The organism is Absiella sp. AM29-15 (assembly GCF_003434225.1).
GTDB classification, from domain to species: domain Bacteria; phylum Bacillota_I; class Bacilli_A; order Erysipelotrichales; family Erysipelotrichaceae; genus Hoskinsella; species Hoskinsella hominis.
This window is the reverse complement of record NZ_QVFL01000012.1, coordinates 59,040-79,777: the sequence shown is the minus strand read 5'-3', so window position 1 is coordinate 79,777 and position 20,738 is coordinate 59,040. Positions and strand designations below refer to the sequence as shown.

At 35.7% G+C, this 20,738-nt stretch carries 14 protein-coding genes; 1 reads left to right on the top strand and 13 read right to left on the bottom strand.

What is annotated here, in order from left to right; genetic code table 11:
• Positions 1 to 171: 171 nt before the first annotated feature.
• From DW761_RS12885 to DW761_RS12870, 5 genes are all read right to left on the bottom strand, one after another.
• Positions 172 to 7,725: an MSCRAMM family protein gene (locus DW761_RS12885; protein WP_117518398.1), complete on the bottom strand. Its 7,554-nt coding sequence runs from the start codon at positions 7,723 to 7,725 to the stop codon at positions 172 to 174.
• Between the two features lie 94 nt (positions 7,726 to 7,819).
• Complete coding sequence (locus tag DW761_RS21660) at positions 7,820 to 7,951, bottom strand: hypothetical protein (RefSeq protein WP_255411893.1); 132 nt, start codon at positions 7,949 to 7,951, stop codon at positions 7,820 to 7,822.
• A 22-nt stretch (positions 7,952 to 7,973) separates the two neighbouring features.
• Positions 7,974 to 8,771: a hypothetical protein gene (locus tag DW761_RS12880; RefSeq protein ID WP_117452756.1), complete on the bottom strand. Its 798-nt coding sequence runs from the start codon at positions 8,769 to 8,771 to the stop codon at positions 7,974 to 7,976.
• Positions 8,768 to 9,574 (bottom strand): hypothetical protein, encoded by an 807-nt coding sequence (locus DW761_RS12875; protein ID WP_117518397.1) that lies wholly within the window; start codon positions 9,572 to 9,574, stop codon positions 8,768 to 8,770. The genes DW761_RS12880 and DW761_RS12875 overlap by 4 nt, the downstream gene beginning before the upstream one ends.
• An 85-nt stretch (positions 9,575 to 9,659) precedes the next feature.
• On the bottom strand, positions 9,660 to 10,118 hold the full coding sequence (locus DW761_RS12870; RefSeq protein ID WP_117452758.1) for a hypothetical protein: 459 nt from the start codon (positions 10,116 to 10,118) through the stop codon (positions 9,660 to 9,662).
• A 133-nt stretch (positions 10,119 to 10,251) separates the two neighbouring features.
• Between DW761_RS12870 and DW761_RS12865 the strand changes: the two genes are divergently transcribed.
• The gene (locus DW761_RS12865) at positions 10,252 to 11,118 is read left to right on the top strand and encodes a mechanosensitive ion channel family protein (RefSeq protein ID WP_233509530.1); all 867 of its coding nucleotides are present in this window, start codon (positions 10,252 to 10,254) and stop codon (positions 11,116 to 11,118) included.
• A 52-nt stretch (positions 11,119 to 11,170) separates the two neighbouring features.
• Here DW761_RS12865 and DW761_RS12860 read toward each other — a convergent pair whose 3' ends face one another.
• The 8 genes from DW761_RS12860 to trxA form a co-directional block, all read right to left on the bottom strand.
• Complete coding sequence (locus DW761_RS12860; protein WP_117452759.1) at positions 11,171 to 12,967, bottom strand: DEAD/DEAH box helicase; 1,797 nt, start codon at positions 12,965 to 12,967, stop codon at positions 11,171 to 11,173.
• A gap of 170 nt (positions 12,968 to 13,137) precedes the next feature.
• Positions 13,138 to 14,403, bottom strand: a complete 1,266-nt coding sequence (locus tag DW761_RS12855) for a sensor histidine kinase (protein WP_117518396.1) — start codon at positions 14,401 to 14,403, stop codon at positions 13,138 to 13,140.
• Positions 14,390 to 15,067 carry a response regulator transcription factor gene (locus tag DW761_RS12850; protein WP_117518395.1) on the bottom strand — a complete coding sequence of 226 codons (678 nt, stop codon included), beginning with the start codon at positions 15,065 to 15,067 and terminating at the stop codon, positions 14,390 to 14,392. Before DW761_RS12850 ends, DW761_RS12855 begins: the two co-directional genes overlap by 14 nt.
• Position 15,068: 1 nt before the next feature.
• Entirely contained in the window at positions 15,069 to 15,839 is a 771-nt protein-coding gene (locus DW761_RS12845; RefSeq protein WP_117518394.1) for an ABC transporter ATP-binding protein, read from the bottom strand.
• A 13-nt stretch (positions 15,840 to 15,852) separates the two neighbouring features.
• On the bottom strand, positions 15,853 to 18,213 hold the full coding sequence (locus tag DW761_RS12840) for an ABC transporter permease (RefSeq protein WP_117518393.1): 2,361 nt from the start codon (positions 18,211 to 18,213) through the stop codon (positions 15,853 to 15,855).
• A 261-nt stretch (positions 18,214 to 18,474) separates the two neighbouring features.
• The gene (locus DW761_RS12835; RefSeq protein WP_233509531.1) at positions 18,475 to 18,861 is read right to left on the bottom strand and encodes a hypothetical protein; all 387 of its coding nucleotides are present in this window, start codon (positions 18,859 to 18,861) and stop codon (positions 18,475 to 18,477) included.
• A gap of 762 nt (positions 18,862 to 19,623) precedes the next feature.
• The gene (locus tag DW761_RS12830; protein WP_117518392.1) at positions 19,624 to 20,337 is read right to left on the bottom strand and encodes a DUF554 domain-containing protein; all 714 of its coding nucleotides are present in this window, start codon (positions 20,335 to 20,337) and stop codon (positions 19,624 to 19,626) included.
• An 88-nt stretch (positions 20,338 to 20,425) separates the two neighbouring features.
• On the bottom strand, positions 20,426 to 20,734 hold the full coding sequence (trxA, locus tag DW761_RS12825) for a thioredoxin (RefSeq protein WP_117452766.1): 309 nt from the start codon (positions 20,732 to 20,734) through the stop codon (positions 20,426 to 20,428).
• Positions 20,735 to 20,738: the final 4 nt, after the last annotated feature.

The window sequence follows — 20,738 nt, the reverse complement described above, 5'->3', positions numbered from 1 at the left end:
CTATTATAAAACGGAATTGTTTATTTTACTAGGGATTTTGTTATATTTTTCACATTAAATCTTACGTTTTAATCTCAAACGCGTAAAATTGTAAATATTAACCAATATATTTTCATTTAATGAAAACAAATGATAAACAATGAAAGAAAAGGCGAGTTTTCATCGCCTTTCCTAGTCAATTATGATCTTTACGGTATCATCCTTTTTTGCATCAAAGAACATTGCACTTTTGGTATTGATGATGAGAATTTCATGTTTTGTGCCATCTTGAATACGCAAGCTTGCATTACTTTTCTCTTCTCCCCCATCAATTTGATAACTCACATCATATTGACTATCTGTTTCTTCAATCGTATACGTTCCATAGGCTAAATTTTCAATCGTATACGTAAATGCATTATCCATATCTAAAGCAACCAGCCGCTCAAAATTATTGCCTTTGATGCGCATGACAAAGCTTTCTTCATCAGATGGAATGATAAGCTGTCCCATTGCATCTCTTATGCGTTTATTTAACGTCATTGTACCATTTTCTACATCATCTTCAATATTGATGATTCCCACGATATTGGTTACCCCCGGTGCCGCTGTAATAAAGGCTTCTTCTACCAATTGTGGTGAATTGATCAAATAACGTACACGGGTTGGATCCTGTGTAATCTCCCTTATCTGATAACGGCCTGCGGGTAAATCGGAAATCGTCACATGCCAGTTATTTTCTGGTACCAGATCATATTCCCGCATGAATCCTGGTGCACTTATTTCAAAACGATAAACATCAGGTGCACTTGGTGGCAGATAGTTGTCATCTTTATCCAGCATATATTTAAATACTTCTACGGTGTTCATATTGGTTTTACGCTCATTGATGACATCTACCATATTACGGTTGCCTTGTACATATACAACCCCTTCACTGGTTTCCTCACTGCCATTGATCTTATACGTTACCCTGAAATTACTGCTGTCTAATTCTCTTAAATGATAAACCCCTTCTTTTAAATTGAGAAGTGTTGACTGAAAGTTGTTTTGTCCATTCAGCGTAACCCGTTGTAAAAATTCCTGATTATATACTTCTATGATATACTGGTCCCCATCTGCTGGTACACTAAGACTGCCATCCGCATTCTTAATATATTTACTGAAGAAAATACTACCTGTGGTTCCCTGAGATGCATTGATCATATTTACAACATTGGCATTTCCACGTACTTCCACAATGCCATATCGTGTTTCACTGCCCCCATTGATGACATAGCTGACTTCCCCTTTTTCATCCAGTTCATCTAATACATAAAAGCCATCCGCAAGCTGTGTGATATTCACTTTGAAATTATTGGATTGATCCAGTGTAAATACTTCATTGAAACCAGGCTTAGATACATGCAGGCGATAGCTTTGATTATCCTGTGGGTGTTTTAATTCATTATTTTCCCTTACAAATTTTTCTACCTGAATACTGCCCTGATGCATTTGCTGTTCAGCATTGATCATCTTTACCTGATTGGCGTTATCTTTGACTTCTACGATACCTTGATTGGTTTCAGTACCACCATTGATGATATACGTAACATTGTCTTCTTGATCTAATTCATTTAATACATACGTTCCATTTTCCAAATCTAATACATCTATCATAAAATTATTTGCGGCATTTAGTTTATATACCTGATTGAATCCTGGCTTGGATATTTGTAAACGATACGTATTTTGTGAATCAGGACGTATCAGTTCATGATTACGATTTATAAATTTATCCACATGGATGCTGCCGCTTCTAAAAGATGTTGGTGGATTGATCATCACAACCGCATTGGCATTAGCGGATACTACAACGATGCCACTATTTGTTTCTGTCCCCCCATTGATGATATAACTGACACTTTCATCATGATCCATTTCATTTAACACATAGGTTCCATCTTCTAAGTCGATAATATCAACCATAAAATTATTAGAAGCATCTAATGTGTAAACTTCATTAAAACCTGGCTTTGATACATGCAGACGATAGTTATCATTAACCCCTGGAGATATTAGCTGTTGATGCTCACGAATCACTTTTTCTACATGGATACTGCCTTTTTGTATCATTCTTGGTGTATTGATCATCATCACACGGTTTTCATTGCCTCTGACATTGATGACAGCACGATTGATTTCACTACCGCCATTGATGATATACGTGACTTCATTTGTATTATCCAGTTCATCCAGCACATACATGCCATCTTCTAAATCAGAAATATGCAGAGTGAATTGATTGGAAGCATCCAGCGTAAAGGTTTCATTATAACCTGGTCTTGATACATGTATTCGATAGCTTGCATTTTGATCAGGTGTGGTTAATTGATTTCCCTGACGTACTACTTTTTCAATGTGAATACTGCCTTTTTGTGCCATGGACGGTGTATTGATAATGGTTACCTGATGAGAGGTGCCATTCACATCAATGATTGCACGATTTGATTCACTGCCTTCATCAATGATATAGCTGACTTCATCTGTTGCATTACGCTCTGTCAATACATAAGAGGCAGGTTTTAAATCGTTAAATGTCATTTTCCATTCATTGCTTTGATCCAGATAAAACAGTTTTTGATAGCCAGGTGCTGACAGATAGAATTCATAGGAATCATCAGGTTGTGGGCGCATCATTGTACCATTGACCCTGCGATATTTCACCATGGAAATCTGACCATCCTTCATCGTGGAATTGATCACATCTATGGTATGCATGGTGTTGTTTACTTCTATTCTTGCCTCCTGTGTTTCCTTTTGTCCATCTACGATATAAGATACGTTTTCATGTTCTAATTCTGATATGACATAGGTACCAGGTTTTAAATTGGAAAGTGTTTCGCTGTATTGATTGCGTTTATTTAAGATGATCAGATTTTGATAGCCTGGCATAGATACATGTATTCGGTATTCCCCCTGCTCCGGCTTTTCCAACTGCTCGTTTTTTCGTATCCATTTATTGATTTGGATAGAACCTGATTTTGATGGCAGCTGATTGATGACATTGACGGTATTGGCATTATTGACCACATGAACAATTCCTTTTTTCATTGGTGCACCATTATTTACCACATAACGTACATGCTCCTGTCCATTTTCTTCCATGACCTCATACCAGCCATCTTTTAAATTACGCATGGAGGCATAGAAATGATTGGCTTCATTTAATAAAACACGACTGCTGCCTTCTTCCCCTTTGACAATGATCCAAAAGATTTCATCAGCTTTTGGATAACAATAACAGCCTTCTTCATCTTTCATCAATTTACATATCTCAATACTTCCCTGATGCATAACTTCTGCTTCATTGATGATTTTTACTGTATTTCGGTTTTGATTGATCTGCAGGATTCCTTGCTTGTCTTCCATTCCCCCATTGATGATATAGCTGACCTGTTCCCCATGTAATTCCCGTATTTCATAACGTCCTTTTTCTAAATGATGCAATACATCCTGATAGGCATTTTCTTCATTCAGATATACGATACGATAAAAGTTATCCCCTTTGACTTCGATTTCGTAGGCTTCTTCATTACATGGTTTTCTTAAACAGTCACATTCTTTATTTCGGATATATTTTTGAAGCAGCAGCATGCCATCCTGACATGGTTGTTTTACAATCAACTGAACCAGTACCTGTTGACTGTCTAATGATAGATTTCCTTCTTTTTGACGTACATGATCTATGAAGAAGTAATGTTCATCTTCCCCTTGAAGCATGATTTGATACTCTCCATATTGCATACGCAAACGACATTTCCACTGATTATCTTTTGACAGTTTTAGACATTCCTCCTGCGCCCCGGATATCAAAACTTCATAACATGCATCACTTGGCGGTGTTCCCAGATTTTCCCCACAATCTTCATTCATCAATTGAAATAATACAACACCTTCACTCTTCATTGGATTACAAACATCAATACGCATGTTCTCCTGTTTCAGGGTGAAGCAACCATCCTCCTGTGGTTTTCCTCCATCAAAGGAATATGTCGCATGCCCATTTTCTTCCATGATTTCATAATCACCGCTTTGGCAGTTATCCAAACGTTTGGTAAAGTTGTTTTTGGCATGTAACTCAAACATCTGTTTTCTTCCTTTAAACATCATGGTCATCATGAAATGATCATCATTATGAGGAACCTGGCGTTTTCCTTTTTTATCAACCATCCATTTTTGAATCGTGATACTGTGTTTATTTTCTTTACGTTTTACTACCCGTATATCCACATATTCCCCATTTAATTCGACACAGACACAATCGTCAAAACGCTGGTCTTCAATTAAAAATGCGACTTCTTCTTTACCGCCTTCACAAATGGAATAACTGCCTTTTTCTAAATGATCGATACTTGCACAGAAATCATTGCCTGCATGTAATACCACATTCTGGCTATCCTCTCCACAAGTAATCGTTAAGATAAACTCATCAAGTGGATCCGCCTCCATAACCTCCCCATCTTTTTCTATCAGTCCCTGAAAATGCAAACAGCCATTTTTTGCTTCATGATTGATGATGGTCACATTGACATCTTCATCTCTTAAATCAATAATGGCATTATCACATGGGATATCATGAATCATATAGGATACTGGATGACGGGAACCAATTTCTTTGATTTCATAATGACCGCAAGGCAGATCATACAGACAGGCACAGAAATTATTCCGGATATCCAGCGTAACTTTGCGTTTATAGCATTCTCCCTCCAGCATGATATCAAAGCTTTCCCAGCGCTGTGGACGGATATAATTGCCACAGGCATCCTCCATCAGCTTTTCCAAACGAAGGGCTCCTGTACGTTCCTCTTCATTGACAATCGTGATTTGCTTTTCATTTCCTTCATAAAGGAAATATCCATTTTCCTGTTCACATCCATCAATGATATATGACTTCGCACTTGCGCCAAGTTCTTTTATCTCATAATGCTGATTGCACAAATCAGTTAAATGAATACAGAAATCATTATCATCATTTAATTCAAAAATCTCATGTGTATTTCTTCCTGTTAATAATACTTTAAAGCTGTCATTGACCTGTGGTATGACCAGTTCATTTCCTTTACGAATACGTTTTTCAATCATGACGGCATTTTGTGTGGATGCTTTATTTAAGATATCGATATAAATATCTTCTTTACCCAGTGTGAATTTTGCCTGTTCACATGGCTGATGATTGATCAGATAGCGAGCATCATAACCACAGCTGAGTTCTTTAATTTCATAACATCCCTGAGTTAAGTCATCAAAGTACACACAGAAATCATTCTTTTCACATAACGTATACGTTGCGGCAAAATCTACACCCTTTAATTCAAAATGGAATTCATCATCTGCACAAGGCATGGATAACTCTCCACATTCATCTTCTATAAACTTTGTGACCTTTACCATGCCCGCACAATTGGCAATTTCATTGATGATCGTAATTTCTTGATCTTCTTTGTTTAACGCAATACGTGCAAAATCACAGGCACAGCCATTTACAATGTAGTGAATCACAAAGCCAAAACTGTCTTTTTGAATGATTCGATAGGTATCCTGAGGCAGTGCGTCTAATAATACACACCAGTTGTTTTCTGCATTTAAGCATAAATGGTAACAGGTATCTTTTCCTTCCACCAGCACTTCAATATCCATACCTTCATATGGCTGTGAGATCTGTTCATCACAATCCTGAAGCATGGCATTGATAGTAACGATTCCATTTCGTTTTCGATGATTTAAAATCGTGACTTCTTCATTTCCTGACTGCATGCATACATAGGCTTCCTGTGTACGACATCCATTCACGATATAACAGGCATCATACCTGTCCTCTTCTTCTTCCTGAATATGGTATTCTCCCATCTTTAAACCATCTAACAGAATACACCAGTTATTAGATGCTTTTAAGCTATAGCATTCATTTAAGCCATCCCCTTCTACATGCACATGGAAGACTTCATCCCTTTGTGGTTTTACAAGCTCTCCACATTGTGTTTCTTCAAACTTACAGATACGAAGGGTTCCACAGCTTTGTTTCTGGCGATAATTGATAACTTTTACTTCACGATCTCCCCCATCCATCATAAAGCGGGCATGGTGTGATTCTTTTCCACAGTCTACCTGATAAATAACCGCATAATCTGATGTGCCGCCTTTTGCCTCCTTCACTTCATAACTGCCTAAACGAAGATCATCAAAGCACATGCACCAGTCATTTTCGACACTTAATATAAAACTTCGTTTACAGAAAATACTGGATAATGTCATATCAAAGCATTGCTGCTTATCTGGTTTGATGAGATCTCCATAATCATTGCGGATATATTTACATACCCGAAGAGTTCCACTATTGCGTGTGGAATTGATGATCGTTACACAAAAAGTACTGCCTTCTTCTACTCGGATACAGGCAGAAGTACGTTCGATATCATCATCAACGATATAACTGGATACATAATCATGACAGCTGGTTTCTTCGATTTGATAGTACCCACTGCACAAGGATGCGATATCCACACAATAATTATTCGATTCATTTAAATTCAATGTCTGACAAAGGCCACACCCGGATAATGTTACCTGAAAGTTTTCATGATGACATGGCTTTCTTAAACATCCATCTTTACTGCGGATAAATTTACAGATACGAAGCTGTGATTCCTGAAGTGGTAAACACCCTCCTGATTTTGTTTCAGTATTGATGATCATGACCTGATTTTCTCCACATTCACTAATTTCCAAATGCGCAAAATTACGTTCACAGGCATCATTTACGATATACGTTGTATCATACATCTGTTCATCGCTTTGTTCACTGATGCGATAGTATCCTGGAATCAATCCATGTAATACAATACAGAAATCATTTTCATCACTTAAATTTACTGTCACATCATGGCGATCAGAAATAATACGTACCTCAAAGCTTTCATCACATTGCGGCCGGCATAATTCTCCACGCTCATTGCGGATATACTTAGAAATTGTCAGTGTCGTATCAAAATCAGATACATTGATGATATCTAAATCATTCACTCCTGCATTTAAAATAAAATTGTTGTCTTCAATTGGCTGTCCATTCAGCTGATAGAGCGTATCATTGTATGCATTCAGCTCACTAATCGCATATTGACCGGCAGGAATCCCTTCTAAACAACAGCTGAAATCATTGTTTTGGTCCAGATTGACATATTGACAAATCCCCATACCCTCAATATATATGGTAAAGCATTCATCAGCTCTTGGTAACTTCAGCTCCTGGTTTACTGAGATTTTTTTTTGAATATGCAAATCAGCTTTTTGTAAAACATGATTTTCAATACGGATGGTATAATGATCTTTTAAATCCTCCGTATGCAATCTGGCGTAGTCTTCCTGCTGTACCTCATTTTCAACAATATAAGATATTTCCATACCATCCTGATTCATCACTTGATTGCCACATTCATCTACCTGTACGACATTTACGGTAATTGCCTGTTGGTTTTCAATTGAAATACGTCCTCTTCCAAACTCATCCAATGGGATTTCATAGTGTGCGCATTCTTCTTGTGAATGACAAAGTTTGATGTACATACTTTGATTAAACATTGTAGGATCATCACTTTGTGCTTCGATATCCAGCGTGTAATATCGTTCACATGCGTCATTTTCTATTGTTTCAAGAAAGCTAACATGAAACGCATTGGTTAAGACTTTCTGAAATCGTCTGCTCATAATATCCTCCTTCTTATATAAGCACATTTCTTATACATTTCAGTATATGAGCCTACACCAGAATTGTGACCGATTCAGGCAAAATAAAAAGCCTTTAGTTAAATAAAGGCTCAATCTGCATAAGGATAAAGGGACTATTTCCCTGTTTGATCAATGTTATAGAAACGATAATGATCATATCGTTTACCTGAAATCTACATACCAGCGGTATTCGCAGTTCATTCATATACATCACCCTTTTACATATATTATACGCGTATTTCTCCATCATGGATACATGCATTGACATAAAGCAGAATGATATAGGCATTGCATAAGCATATACCAAAGATCACAGAGAATAAAAACGGCAGCCACAAGGAGGCATTTTCCAATGCATGAAATAGATAAACCACACTGTCTAAGAATGGATACCAGCGATTTAATAATTCCATTGGCAAATCAAATAATGCTACACCACCCTGCATTGAAAACATTGTCTGCATAAAATAACGATATCCAATAAACAGCAAACCAACAATCAGACAGCTGTAGAAAACAGATTGATAATGTTTCCATATGGTGATCAAACTGTTTTTTAATATCTTGACCACATTTCTTTCCTCTTCCATTTGTAAGAAGGAAAACAGCTGTACAGGTATATAGAATAAACAGGCAAGCATCAATAAAACGTTGACTAGATAAGCAAGTATACCCGTAGTTGCGCTCATCGCAAGTGAGAAAGAAGCATAACCTAATACACACATGATGATATATAAAATGCTTTGTATCCCAAGAAAAGGCAGTATACATATTTTCAGATTCATTTGTTTCTCACGTCGCTTATCATGTAATACACGCAAAGATAAAAATGCAGGAATCATAGAAGCAAGTAATGTCAATATATAGGCAAAGCCATAAATCAATAAGACATGCTCTTGTTGATAAAGTACTTTTGATAGTAATTGATATGCCAGGGCATATATGATACAACAAAGAATCATCAAAACGATATTCTTTTTCAGCTTACCGCCGTTGTTCATCATTTCCAAAAAATCACGTATCATTTTTTATCCCTTCTTCCCAATAGTGGCTGTTGATTAGGCATATAGATAGCAGCATAGCGATCATATAAGTTCGCAATCACCAAAAATAAAGCTGTAATGATAAGAATCTGAAGACCATGGAAACAGATATATGTAAGTAAAATTGTTCCCCATTGTCCTTTTGCGGCCATCAACGATGTAATGATCCAGTCAAAGTTATCCACGTTTGAAAAAACGCTCTGATACAAAGAGATTCCTAACTGCTGAGTCAATATACATATGCATATATAAGGAATACTGATGAAGAGAATCAATTTATAATTCACAAGCATCATACGGCATGCCCCACCAAAATAATCCTTTAAAGATTTGTTTTGATCATAGATGGCATAAGCCACAAGGGCATTCCAATATAGAAAGATTGCCTGAATCAGCATCATAACCACAATTGCAAGCATGGGAATAAAGGCAAACATGACCGCAATCATTTGCATGATTGATTGAAGTATGGATAATACCAAAGCAGTAATTACATGGTAAAACAGCATTTTTGCGGAACAGATAATATCCTGCAAATGGAAGCTTTCTTTACGTATTGTTTTAATAAACAGAAACATTACCGTGTTTGAACATGCTACCAAAATAAATGAAGTCACAAAATTCACAATCAGATAAAGATTGCTTTGGGTGTCTATGATCATATGGAATATATCAGATACTGCCATATTCACAATTTTTATAAACAACAGCCAGAAAAACAGCTTCAAGAAAGCATGTGGCATCTGTTGTTTCATATCTTGTATAATTGATTTTAATTCGTTCATAAGCTCTCCTTTAATTTTTGTTGGAAACATGATGTATTATACTAGATTGCGAAAGGAAAATCAATTTCATAAAAAAAGCAGCGTTTCATGCATGCTGCTTATGAATTTGACATGTATCTTTTTGTGTCGTACATTCCGTCAAATATTTTTCGATTTTCTTTCTTGATACACATTTGATACTCACACTTTGATGATTCTTTAAAGTGATCGTCAAAGAATCCAGATCATTTTTACACTTGGAAAATTCCCAATGGTCTACATCCTCCCAGAATAACACGAAACATTCATCTTTCCCATTATTCATATAAAACAAAGCATAGCGGTCAAAGAACTCCACAAGCTTGATATTCTTCACAAAAAATAAGTAATATGCGGAAAAGATGGTAATCACACAACCGACTAAATAATAATTTGAACATAACAAAATAATTCCAGCAATCAATAAAACACATATAAATCCATATGGCTTACTGGAAATCGTATCAAGTTTCTTTCCGTCACAAGGAAGATTTCTGATTTTCAATACCTTACTTTTAACGTTCACGTGTGCTTCACCTTCTTATCAAGTTTATTATATCTAAAAAAATTTTTATATCAATAATATCACATAATTCCACTTATTTCTCTATATATTTTTGAAAATTATATGTATAATATGGATACGAGGAGTGATAAATTTGGACATTTTAAAAACCATCAATGAACTGGGTAAAGGCACCTGGTTAAAATATGGCCTGATAGAAACAATTGTCAATATGCTCATGTTTCTATTGATCGCCTATTTCTTACGCCGTCTTTGTACCCGCTATATTCAAAAGCATGTCAAGGTAAATGCGAAATTTGTAAATCGTATCGTGAAAATCACATTATATACGATTGCGATATATGCCTGTTTATCTTTGTTAACACCTTTCAATGATGTCTTGGGCAAGGTCTGGGGATCTGCTGGTATCATCGCCGTAGTCTTAGGTTTTGCGGCTCAGGAATCCATGGGAAACTTTGTGAATGGTATATTGATTACCACCTTTAAACCTTTTAAAATCGGTGATTTGGTAAAGGTCAATAATGGAGAATATGAAGGATATGTTGTGGATATCTCCCTTCGTGATACAGTTATTCAAACATATGAAAACACAAAAGTCATTATACCAAACAGTACCATGAACAAAGCTGTATTAGAAAATGTCAGCTTAAATAACAATGCCAAAGCCAATTTCTTAACATTAGATATCAGCTATGAAAGTGATATTGATCGTGCAATGGAAATCATACGGGAAGAAATTAAAAAACATCCTGATTATCAGGATGGAAGAAGTGAACAAGACAAGGCGAATCATACAGAAGAAGTCGTGATCCGTTTAACCAGCTTTAATGATTCTTCCATTACCCTACGGGCTACTGTGTATTCACAAAGCAATGCCCAGGGGTTTGCGATGTTGTGTGATTTACGATTAGCAATCAAGAAACGTTTTGATAAAGAAGGCATTGACTTTCCTTATCCACATCGAACCGTTACATTTAAAGAGCCAAGAGAAAAGGATTGATTAATCCTTTTCTTTTACAAAAAAAGCCAGTCTTTATTGACTGACTCTATACTTATTTAACTTTTTTTCCAGATTTTCTTACGCTTTTATCATGGTTTGTAGAATTTCTTCTACCTCCCCCACGATTACTGCGTCCACCATCTTTTGAAGAACCTTTACGATCATTTCCACGATCTCTTCGATCTCCGCCTTTTGAACGTGATCTGTTTCCACCATCGCGATCACGGCCACCATCACGACGTCCGCCATCTTTTCTATTCTTACGTTTTGGTGCACTGTCAATTTCAACCATGACTTCTTCTCCACGAATGTGGCTTCTTTGCATGTTGTTTAATACAGTATCTACTTTATCGGCTTCTACATCAACCAATGTGAAATCTTTGCGTACGTCGATTCTACCGATTGCTTTGCCAGAAATACTACATTCTTCAATGATTGCCGCAACGATATTGCCAGGTTTTACCCCTGCATTACGTCCAATACTAAATTTTAAAGTAATCGCATCGAAATCAGATGCATAACGTTTTACATCTTCATCTGCTTCAATATCAATGATTTCATTTTTATATGTCATAGAAATCAATGCGGAAATAATATTTTCTAATGCAATACCTTCTGCGATCAATTCATTTGCAATTTCCATGCTTTCTTCAGTAATACCTTCATCACATGCTTCTTTTACTGTTTGAATAAAGGCAGTACGATTCGCTTCGATCATCTGAGCTGACGTTGGAAGTGCATGACGTGTAATATTTGTCTTTGTATAACGAATGATATCTTTGATACCACCACGCTGTTTTCCACCACTGACAAGCGTAATGGCAAGACCTTTTTTACCAGCACGGCCAGTTCTTCCTACACGGTGAATATAGTATTCATTATCCTGAGGTAAATCAAAGTTTACCACAAGATCAATATCATCCACATCAATCCCACGTGCCGCAACATCTGTCGCAATCAAAATGGAAGCTCCGCCATTTCTAAACTGATCCATAACACGTGTTCTGAATTCCTGTTTCATGTCCCCATGTAACGATAAAGCTTTGATATCATGTTTATTTAATTCTGTACATAAATCATCTACCATTTTCTTTGTATTACAGAAAATCATACAAAGATCTGGATCATAGTGATTTAACAATACACGAAGAGCATTAGCTTTTTTACCTCTTGGTACATCATAATACAGCTGTTCTACCGTATCGATTGTACGTTGTGAAGATTTAATTTCTACACGTACAGGATTTTTCTGGAACTGCTCTGTGATTTTCAAAATATCCGCAGGCCATGTCGCAGAGAATAAAATTGTCTGGTGTTCATTTTCTGCAGGCATACTGCTTAAGATTTCTTCGATATCTTCTTTAAATCCCATATTCAGCATTTCATCTGCTTCATCTAAGATTACCATGCGTGTATCATTTAAACGAAGTGTTTTTCTACGTAAATGATCCATGATTCTTCCTGGTGTACCAACAACGATTCCACATCCTCTTTTTAACAGTTTGATCTGTGAATCAATTGGCTGACCACCATAAATAGGAACGATTTTTACACCTTCCTTGTACTTTGAAAACTTTCTTAATTCGGTTGCGACCTGTGTTACCAGCTCTCTGGTTGGACAGATAATCATTGCATTTGGATATTTACTTCCCGCTTCTACCATTTCGATGGCTGGGATACCGAATGCTGCTGTTTTACCTGTTCCTGTATTGGAACGACCCAGCACATCCTTACCTTCCATAATCATTGGAATGGATTGTGCCTGAATGTCGGTTGCATTTTCATATCCCATTTCTTCAACAGCCTTCATGACTTCGCTGCTGATGTTTAACTCATTAAATAGTGTCATTGTTACCTTCTTTCTATCATTATGTATCGTAATAACTTACTAAGTGTACCATACGTAATATCAAACGTCAATGCAAATTTATGCCTTCCATACAAAAGAATACCCATATTTTTTGGTTTCTTACAAAAAGTTGAAATGAAAGCTGTTCCATTAAAAATCATCAAACGAATTTAATGGAAAACCATGATAAATGCCATGCCATCTTTTTCCTGTTGAACGAAAATTTCACCTTCCATTTTCCGCATCAATGTTTGAGCAATATATAAGCCTAGCCCATTGCCGTTTTGGTGTTGTGCATTGCTGCCACGATAAAAGCTTTCAAACAGATGCACAAGTTCACGTTCTTCCAAGACCTGTCCTGTATTAAATACACGTATCAGCTGACATCCATCTTCTTCATAAAATGTGATCTCAATACGTCTGCCATCTCCATACTTAAAAGCATTTTCAAACAAATTCTCAAATATCTCCTGACTGCGATCTATATCACCATACAACAAACGGTTCTCGCATGGCCCAACATATAGTTCGATTTGGCGAAGCACACATTGTTCTTTGTATGTATCTAAAACTCTTTTCATTAAATCATATAGATAAAATTCACCTTTTTCTACCTGTAGATCCAGAATATTTTCTCTTGATGTTTTCATAATTTCATTTACGTAACGCTCTATTTCATTACATTTATCATCAATTTTATCATAAATCTGTGCTTGTTGATCATGCGATTCATATACATGTTCCTTTAATGCCTTACAATACAGCTTGATCAGGTTTAACGGTGTCTTGATATCATGTGATAAAGATAAATGCATCTGTTTCTTTTCCTTTAATAATTCGATCTGCCGTTTTCTTGATGTATCAAGGCTATCCTGCATCTGACTCATGCCCCATAGGAAACGTTGTAGATAGCGACTTTTTTCTACTTTGATGTTTGATTTATAATGCCCTTTCGCAAAACTTTCCGGTAGTGTACTCAATCGTTGAAATGGCTTGATCAAATGTTTTTTCAAATACCATAATAAAGTAAAAACAAAGACCTCCACAATGAATAAAATCCCTTCCACAATCAGGAAAATATGCTTTTGGCTTTTCTGGATATGATAATCAAAACGAAGATATCCTTCTATTTGACCATCCTTCATCCACGGCATAATCACATAAGGGGTATCTTTATCTTCATAAAAGGAAACAATTTGTGTTGTTTGTTTATCGTTTGCGTCTAAATATGTGACAGCTGTTATAGTTTGATATGCTTTTATATTAAGCTCATCGATCGTTTTTCCTGCTTGTAGCTCCTCCATGATACGATTGACTTCGATGCGATAAGCATAAGAAGATGCTTGTTGTAAATGTACCATATGATATCCCACAACGATGGCACAAATCAGATATATCAGGATAGAAACCGGTAGGAATAGATTAAATTTTCTCATAACGATATCCTACTCCCCATACAGTGATGATTCGTTTAGGCTTTCTGGGATCCTCTTCAATTTTTGATCTTAACATTTTCACATGGACTGTCAGTGTTTGATTTTCACTTTCACTGTCCATCCCCCAGATTTCATTAAACAGATACTCTTTTTGAAGGATTCTTCCTTCATTTTTCACAAACAACGTCAACAATTCAAATTCTTTGGCATTTAAATCTAAGCGCTGATCTTTTAGATAAGCGATATGAGCTGCGATATCAATTTTGATATCATTGGATATGATTTGATTTTGATGTGCAATATGTGTTGTTCTCGCCTTGATTGCATGAATTTTGGCACACAGGATATCAGGATCAACTGGTTTTGGGATATAATCATCCGCACCTAATTCAAAACCTAGCAGCTGATCTGATTTTTCACTTCTAGCACTCATGATGATTACGGGAATATCAAATTGATGACGCAGTTTTTTCATAAACGCAAAGCCATCCATATCCGGCAGCATGATATCTAACAGGATCAAAGAAGCTCCATGGGTTTCTATCCATGTGTAAGCTGAGGCAGCATTTACAAAATGACACAGGGAAAAGCCTTTCTTATTCAGAAAGGCGATAATTAATTCCGCAAGCTCTATTTGATCTTCAATAAATACGATTGTGTCCATATTACCATCCCAATTTCAATAACCATTCATTCAATTTTCTTTCCCTGCTTAATCCATCACAGCCTGTTTGCCATTTTCCCAATTGGATTTCCTCTTTGATATCTCCATCTTCGATATATAAAACTCGTTCACATTTACTTGCGACTTTCATATCGTGTGTGACCAGTAAAATACTTGTGCCATCCTTGTTGATATTGGCTAATTCTTCCATTACTTCTATAGAATTCTGTTTGTTTAATGCACCTGTAGGTTCATCAGCGAAAATGATTTTTGGCTGATTGATCAAAGCTCTTGCGATACAAGCACGCTGTAGTTGTCCACCAGATACTTCATTTACGCCATTATCACTTACATCGGCGATATGCAGTTTTTGCATAAGCATTTTGGCACGCTGTTGAATTTGTAATCTTCCCTTTTTGCTTTTACCTTCCGGACTTTGATAAGCTGGTAATATAATATTATCATAGAGTGATAAATTTTTCAGCATATACATTTGTTGAAATACAAATCCCATTTCTTTTAAGCGAAGATCACTCATCTCATTTGGTTTTAAATGAAATAATTCTTTCCCAAAAAAATCTACACTGCCAGCACTTGCTTCATCCATACCGGAAATAGTATAGAGAAGTGTGGTTTTGCCTGAACCACTTGGTCCCATAATTGCGACCATTTCTCCTTCATGGATAATTAAATTCACATTGCGCAATACATTATTTTGTCGTTTATTTACAATATAGGTTTTACATAAATTCGTAACTGTTAATTCCTTCATCTTTCTTCTCCTCCTATTCCAGATTGTTCATTTCTTTAATATCAATTCGTTTAATTTGATAAGTTGCCACTAATGTTGCGATAATAATTCCAATCAATAAGACACCAGGATAACCTCCATAAGCTTGTAAAGCATCTACCTGAATCTTAACTTCAGCACCCATCACAGCAAAGATCGGCTTTAAAATAAACTGATTACTGATATAGGATAACGGTATTGCGATCAACATAGAACATAATGCCACAAATACCATACGTGTTAACTGCCATAAGCGAATTGTTTTATAAGGGATTCCTATGCTTTTCATCATTGCGATTTCACCTTTTTCTCTTGCGATAAACAACTTCTCCATCAAGAAGGTAATCAACATGATCACAGCACATAACATCGCTGTCATGGGAATCAGCATTTGATCTAAAGCATCCTGAATCCCTCCGATATTCTGATTGATAAAGGTCTGTGCATTCATGAAATCCTGATGAGGAAAGGCTTTTTGCAGTTCACTTAATAATTTTGCATCGGATAAATCTGAATCAATATAAAGCTGCGCATTCCAGTAATCAAATAATGTTTCTTTGTCACAATTTATAACAGGACTCAAACGGGCGCTGCTTCCCATTTGCATATAATCGCTGAACACCCCGCTAATCAACATTTTTCTATCTACCCCATTGATATTAGCGATGATTTGATCACCAATGACCCAGCCTTCATCTTCCATCGCTTTTTTTGAAAAAGCAACTTCATTTTCTAATTCTGGTGCATTTCCTTCTTCATATTCTAAATAGGAGGTACGATCCCCAACTAGCTGAATACTTAAATAACTGTGTTTAAATGCGTCCGTTTTTCCATATCGAATAAAGTAAAGTGGAACAGCACTCATCTGTGCTTTATATCCCTTTTGATTCAATCGTTCTTTAAACATATCCATATCTTTTTTCAATTCTGTGATATTGACTGGTTTTTGATCCTGTTCAAATTGTTTTACAATAATGTTAGAGGAAGGATCAAGTGTAAAGCGTTTTGACATTTCATCACTTCGCATTGTATTTACGGTGTTCAAAGGAATTGTGATTAATATAAAACTAATACAGAAAGTGATAATCAATACAGCATAACGTTTTACATGTGTTACGATGTCATGCATTCCTAAATACACAGGTAGTGGCAAATGCTTACATTTTGATAAAGAAAAACATTTATCATCATGAAAACGCTCTCCACTTTGTCCACCACGTATAGCCGTAATTGCTGAAATCTTATGCAGTTTTCTTGTACAGAAGTAACAGAAAGCCAAAACCAATAAGACAATGCCAGCAGCACATAAAACATTGATACCAAAATTAGCCTCACTGCTTTCCATTAGCATATTTTCACTGACACTTTCTATCATGACAGAACTTAAAGGAATACTGAGCATAAGTCCAATACATGCGCCAATGGATACAATTACAAAATACTTCATCAGATATAATTTCTTTATGGCAAGATCTCTTAAACCGATTACCTTCAAAATACCTATTTCCTGATACTGCTCCTCCATGGTGAATACCAGTGTGAATCGAAGTACTAATAACGAAATCAAAATGAAACATATGCCAATAGCGATAAATAATGCAGCTGTCATCATATCAAAACTATATGCCATAGCGTAGGTTCCCTTTTCCACGATATTGATGATGGAAGGAATACTAATATCTTTTAATTCTTTTAAAATGATGGAAGGATCATGTGCATCAACATAATATAAGCGTAATTTCTGAAAAGATGGTTCCATTTTCTTAAAGGTATTTTCACTCACCAGAAATCTGGTCATTCCCACTATATCACTTCCAAAAGCAGCATCTTTTACTTCTTGTGTGATGATCAGCTTTTCACCTTTTAAAATTAAGGTATCTCCTAATTGAAGTTTATTCTTCTTCATAAAGGCATGCGATAAGCCAATTTCATTATCTTTTAATTCTAAAGGATTGCCTTTTTGATCAAACGCTAATACAAAGTCAACATCCAGCGCTGAAACATATAAACTGCCACGAGAATCAGCTATTTCAACTGTTTTACCATCTCTTTCAGCTTTTAAATCTTTACTGTTCAAAACAATAAAATGATTTCTAGCATATCGTTCAATGGTACCCTCCTCTTTTTTCTTCTCTAAATATGTTTCTATTTCCTTGCGATCTTTATCTGTATTCGTAATAAAATTAATATCGGGTACTTTTGCCTTATTTACATAATAAGATAAAGCAGAAGAAGTGACCTTGATATTGTTCACACTGCTGCATAAAAACAACGTAGCTAATATGATAAATAAAAACAGAATCAAATTAATACTTTTCCGTTTTATGAAATCTTTCTTTAATATATTCCATAACATTTCTATCTCCACCTTTCTTGTGTGACTATAGTATAACGAATCAAATATGAAAAAATCCTTAAATCTTATAATTTACGATAACAAAAAGAAAATTGATCGCAAAACGTTACATTCTGCGATCAATTTCCAAATATTATTAATATAGGGGATAGAATAGAATACGTTAATTAAAGGGATTGTTAGGGGATATTAACGTATCAGCAGTTTTCATCTGCCTGCTATATCATACCGCATAAAGAAGTAGAAATTTGTCGAATGGTGTCAGGATTCACTTTTTTCTTTTTCCACATGAATGTGATCCTTGAGCATATCATAGAAATCTTCATAAGGTACAAATTTTATCGTATCTTCTTTATATGCCACAAAATATTTACCAAAGCTGTCATACACGACATCATAAGCATCTTTTTTTAATGTGATGACACTCAACTTAGATTTGAAGCGGGTATCATTTCCATTGATCACATGATCTTCATACACATAATTCGTACTGACATATAATGGATAATCTACATCATCAATATGAATTGTACCTTTTGCGATATCGCGTACATAAAAGTCTGTGTGATCATATTCAATATAATTTTGTGGATATGCCTGCTTTGCGGCTGCTAAGACTTCTTCTTCATTTAAATTTAAAAACTGCATTATATCACCTTCACTTTACAGGGTTCATTATAACAAATGCTATCACACAATTCTACATGATTTTTCGAAACTTGTGCGACAAGTTTTAGTTATACTATTTTCAGCAAGTTTGAAAACTTGCTAGTATGAACATTTCCCCTCAAAAATTCATACTTTTTTCCTTTCAAAGAAATTAATTCTTGGCAAAAGAAGCACACTTACCCCTCTGGTGCTTCTTTTGTTTTTATACCGTATAACATATTCATCATATGTATATGATTATGTGTTAGTGTAAAATAACATAATCTAACATAATTGCCACAAACTTATTCTATAACTATTTGATATACTGTAGTCAGCAAGTTGGATAAGAACTTGCTGGTATGATATTTCCCCCTCAAAAAAAATCATACTTTCTCCCTTTCAAATAAAAATATAATTCAAAAAAAATATCCCTCCCCTCGGATATTTTTTTTGCGTTGTGCTACACAATATTGTTTTAAAATTTTACGAAATATCAAATAGATACTGATTTCCAATATAGCGATGATGACAAATTGCTCTTGGTATATCCCTTTTCGTCAACTTTCACAAATTTGTCAAAAACTACACACAATATAACATAATTGCCACAAACTGTATCCATAAGTTTTTAGTATACTATAGTCAGCAAGTTAGATAAGGACTTGCTTATGAAATTTCCCCTCAAAAATTCATACTTTCTCCCTTTAAAAAATAAAAGATAATAATTGAAAAAATGTGCTGACTCCTCGGCACATTTTTTTATAAGAATGAACAGATAATGGCATAAGCAATTGGAATCAATAAAGCTGGAAGCAGATTTCCAATACGAATCTGTTTACCGAAAAATAAATTAACACCAACACCAAATATTAAAACAGAGCCTACAAATGATAAATTTGTGATCAATGCGGCATCAAATAATGGAGCGATTACACCAGCTAATAAGGTGATGCCTCCCTGATAAATGAAAAGTGGTACAGCCGCAAAGATTGCGCCAATTCCAAGCGCTGAAGCAAACACCATGGAAATGATTCCATCCAAGATTGCCTTTGTGATCAACATACTGGGATCATGCGTTAATCCATCCTGTAAAGCACCAACAACTGCCATTGCGCCAACACAAATCACTAATGCATTGGCCACAAACCCTTCAATAAAGCGATTATCATCACTATGTACCATCTTTTTGATACGCTCAGCCAGCTGTTCCATTTTTCCCTCAATATCTAATAATTCCCCTACAACAGCGCCAATTCCCAAAGAAGCAATCAATAACATGGTTCCCTGAGAAACGAGTACGCCATCTTCTATTTTCATCATACCGCTGATTGCTCCCGTCATGCCAATAAACATAGTACATAAACCTAAAGCCTGCATTAATAAATCACTGACACGTTTTGGCAAGCCGCCTTTAATTGCCATACCAAATACGCCACCGGCTACCACCGCCAGTGCATTGATGATTGTTCCCATCAAAAACCCCTTCTTTCTGTATTTTTTTCTGTTACTTTATCACACAAAGAAAAGAAAAGCAATAAAAAAAAGAGATCATCATGACCTCTTATAGATATTGTTGTAGCTTTCCTAACAACTGCTGTTTTGGTGCATATCCTTGTAAAGTTCCTACAGCTTCACCATTTTTGAAAATCATCATCGTTGGTACACTCATGATACCAAAACGCATAGCTAGATTATTACTTTGATCTACATCTACCTTTACAATTTCTATTTTACCTGCCAGTTCTTCAGATAATTCTTCAAGAACTGGTGTTAACATCTTACATGGACCACACCATGTTGCAAAGAAATCTACCAATACAACACCATTTGCAATGGTTGCTTCAAATTCATTTTCATTGATTATTCTCATGTTC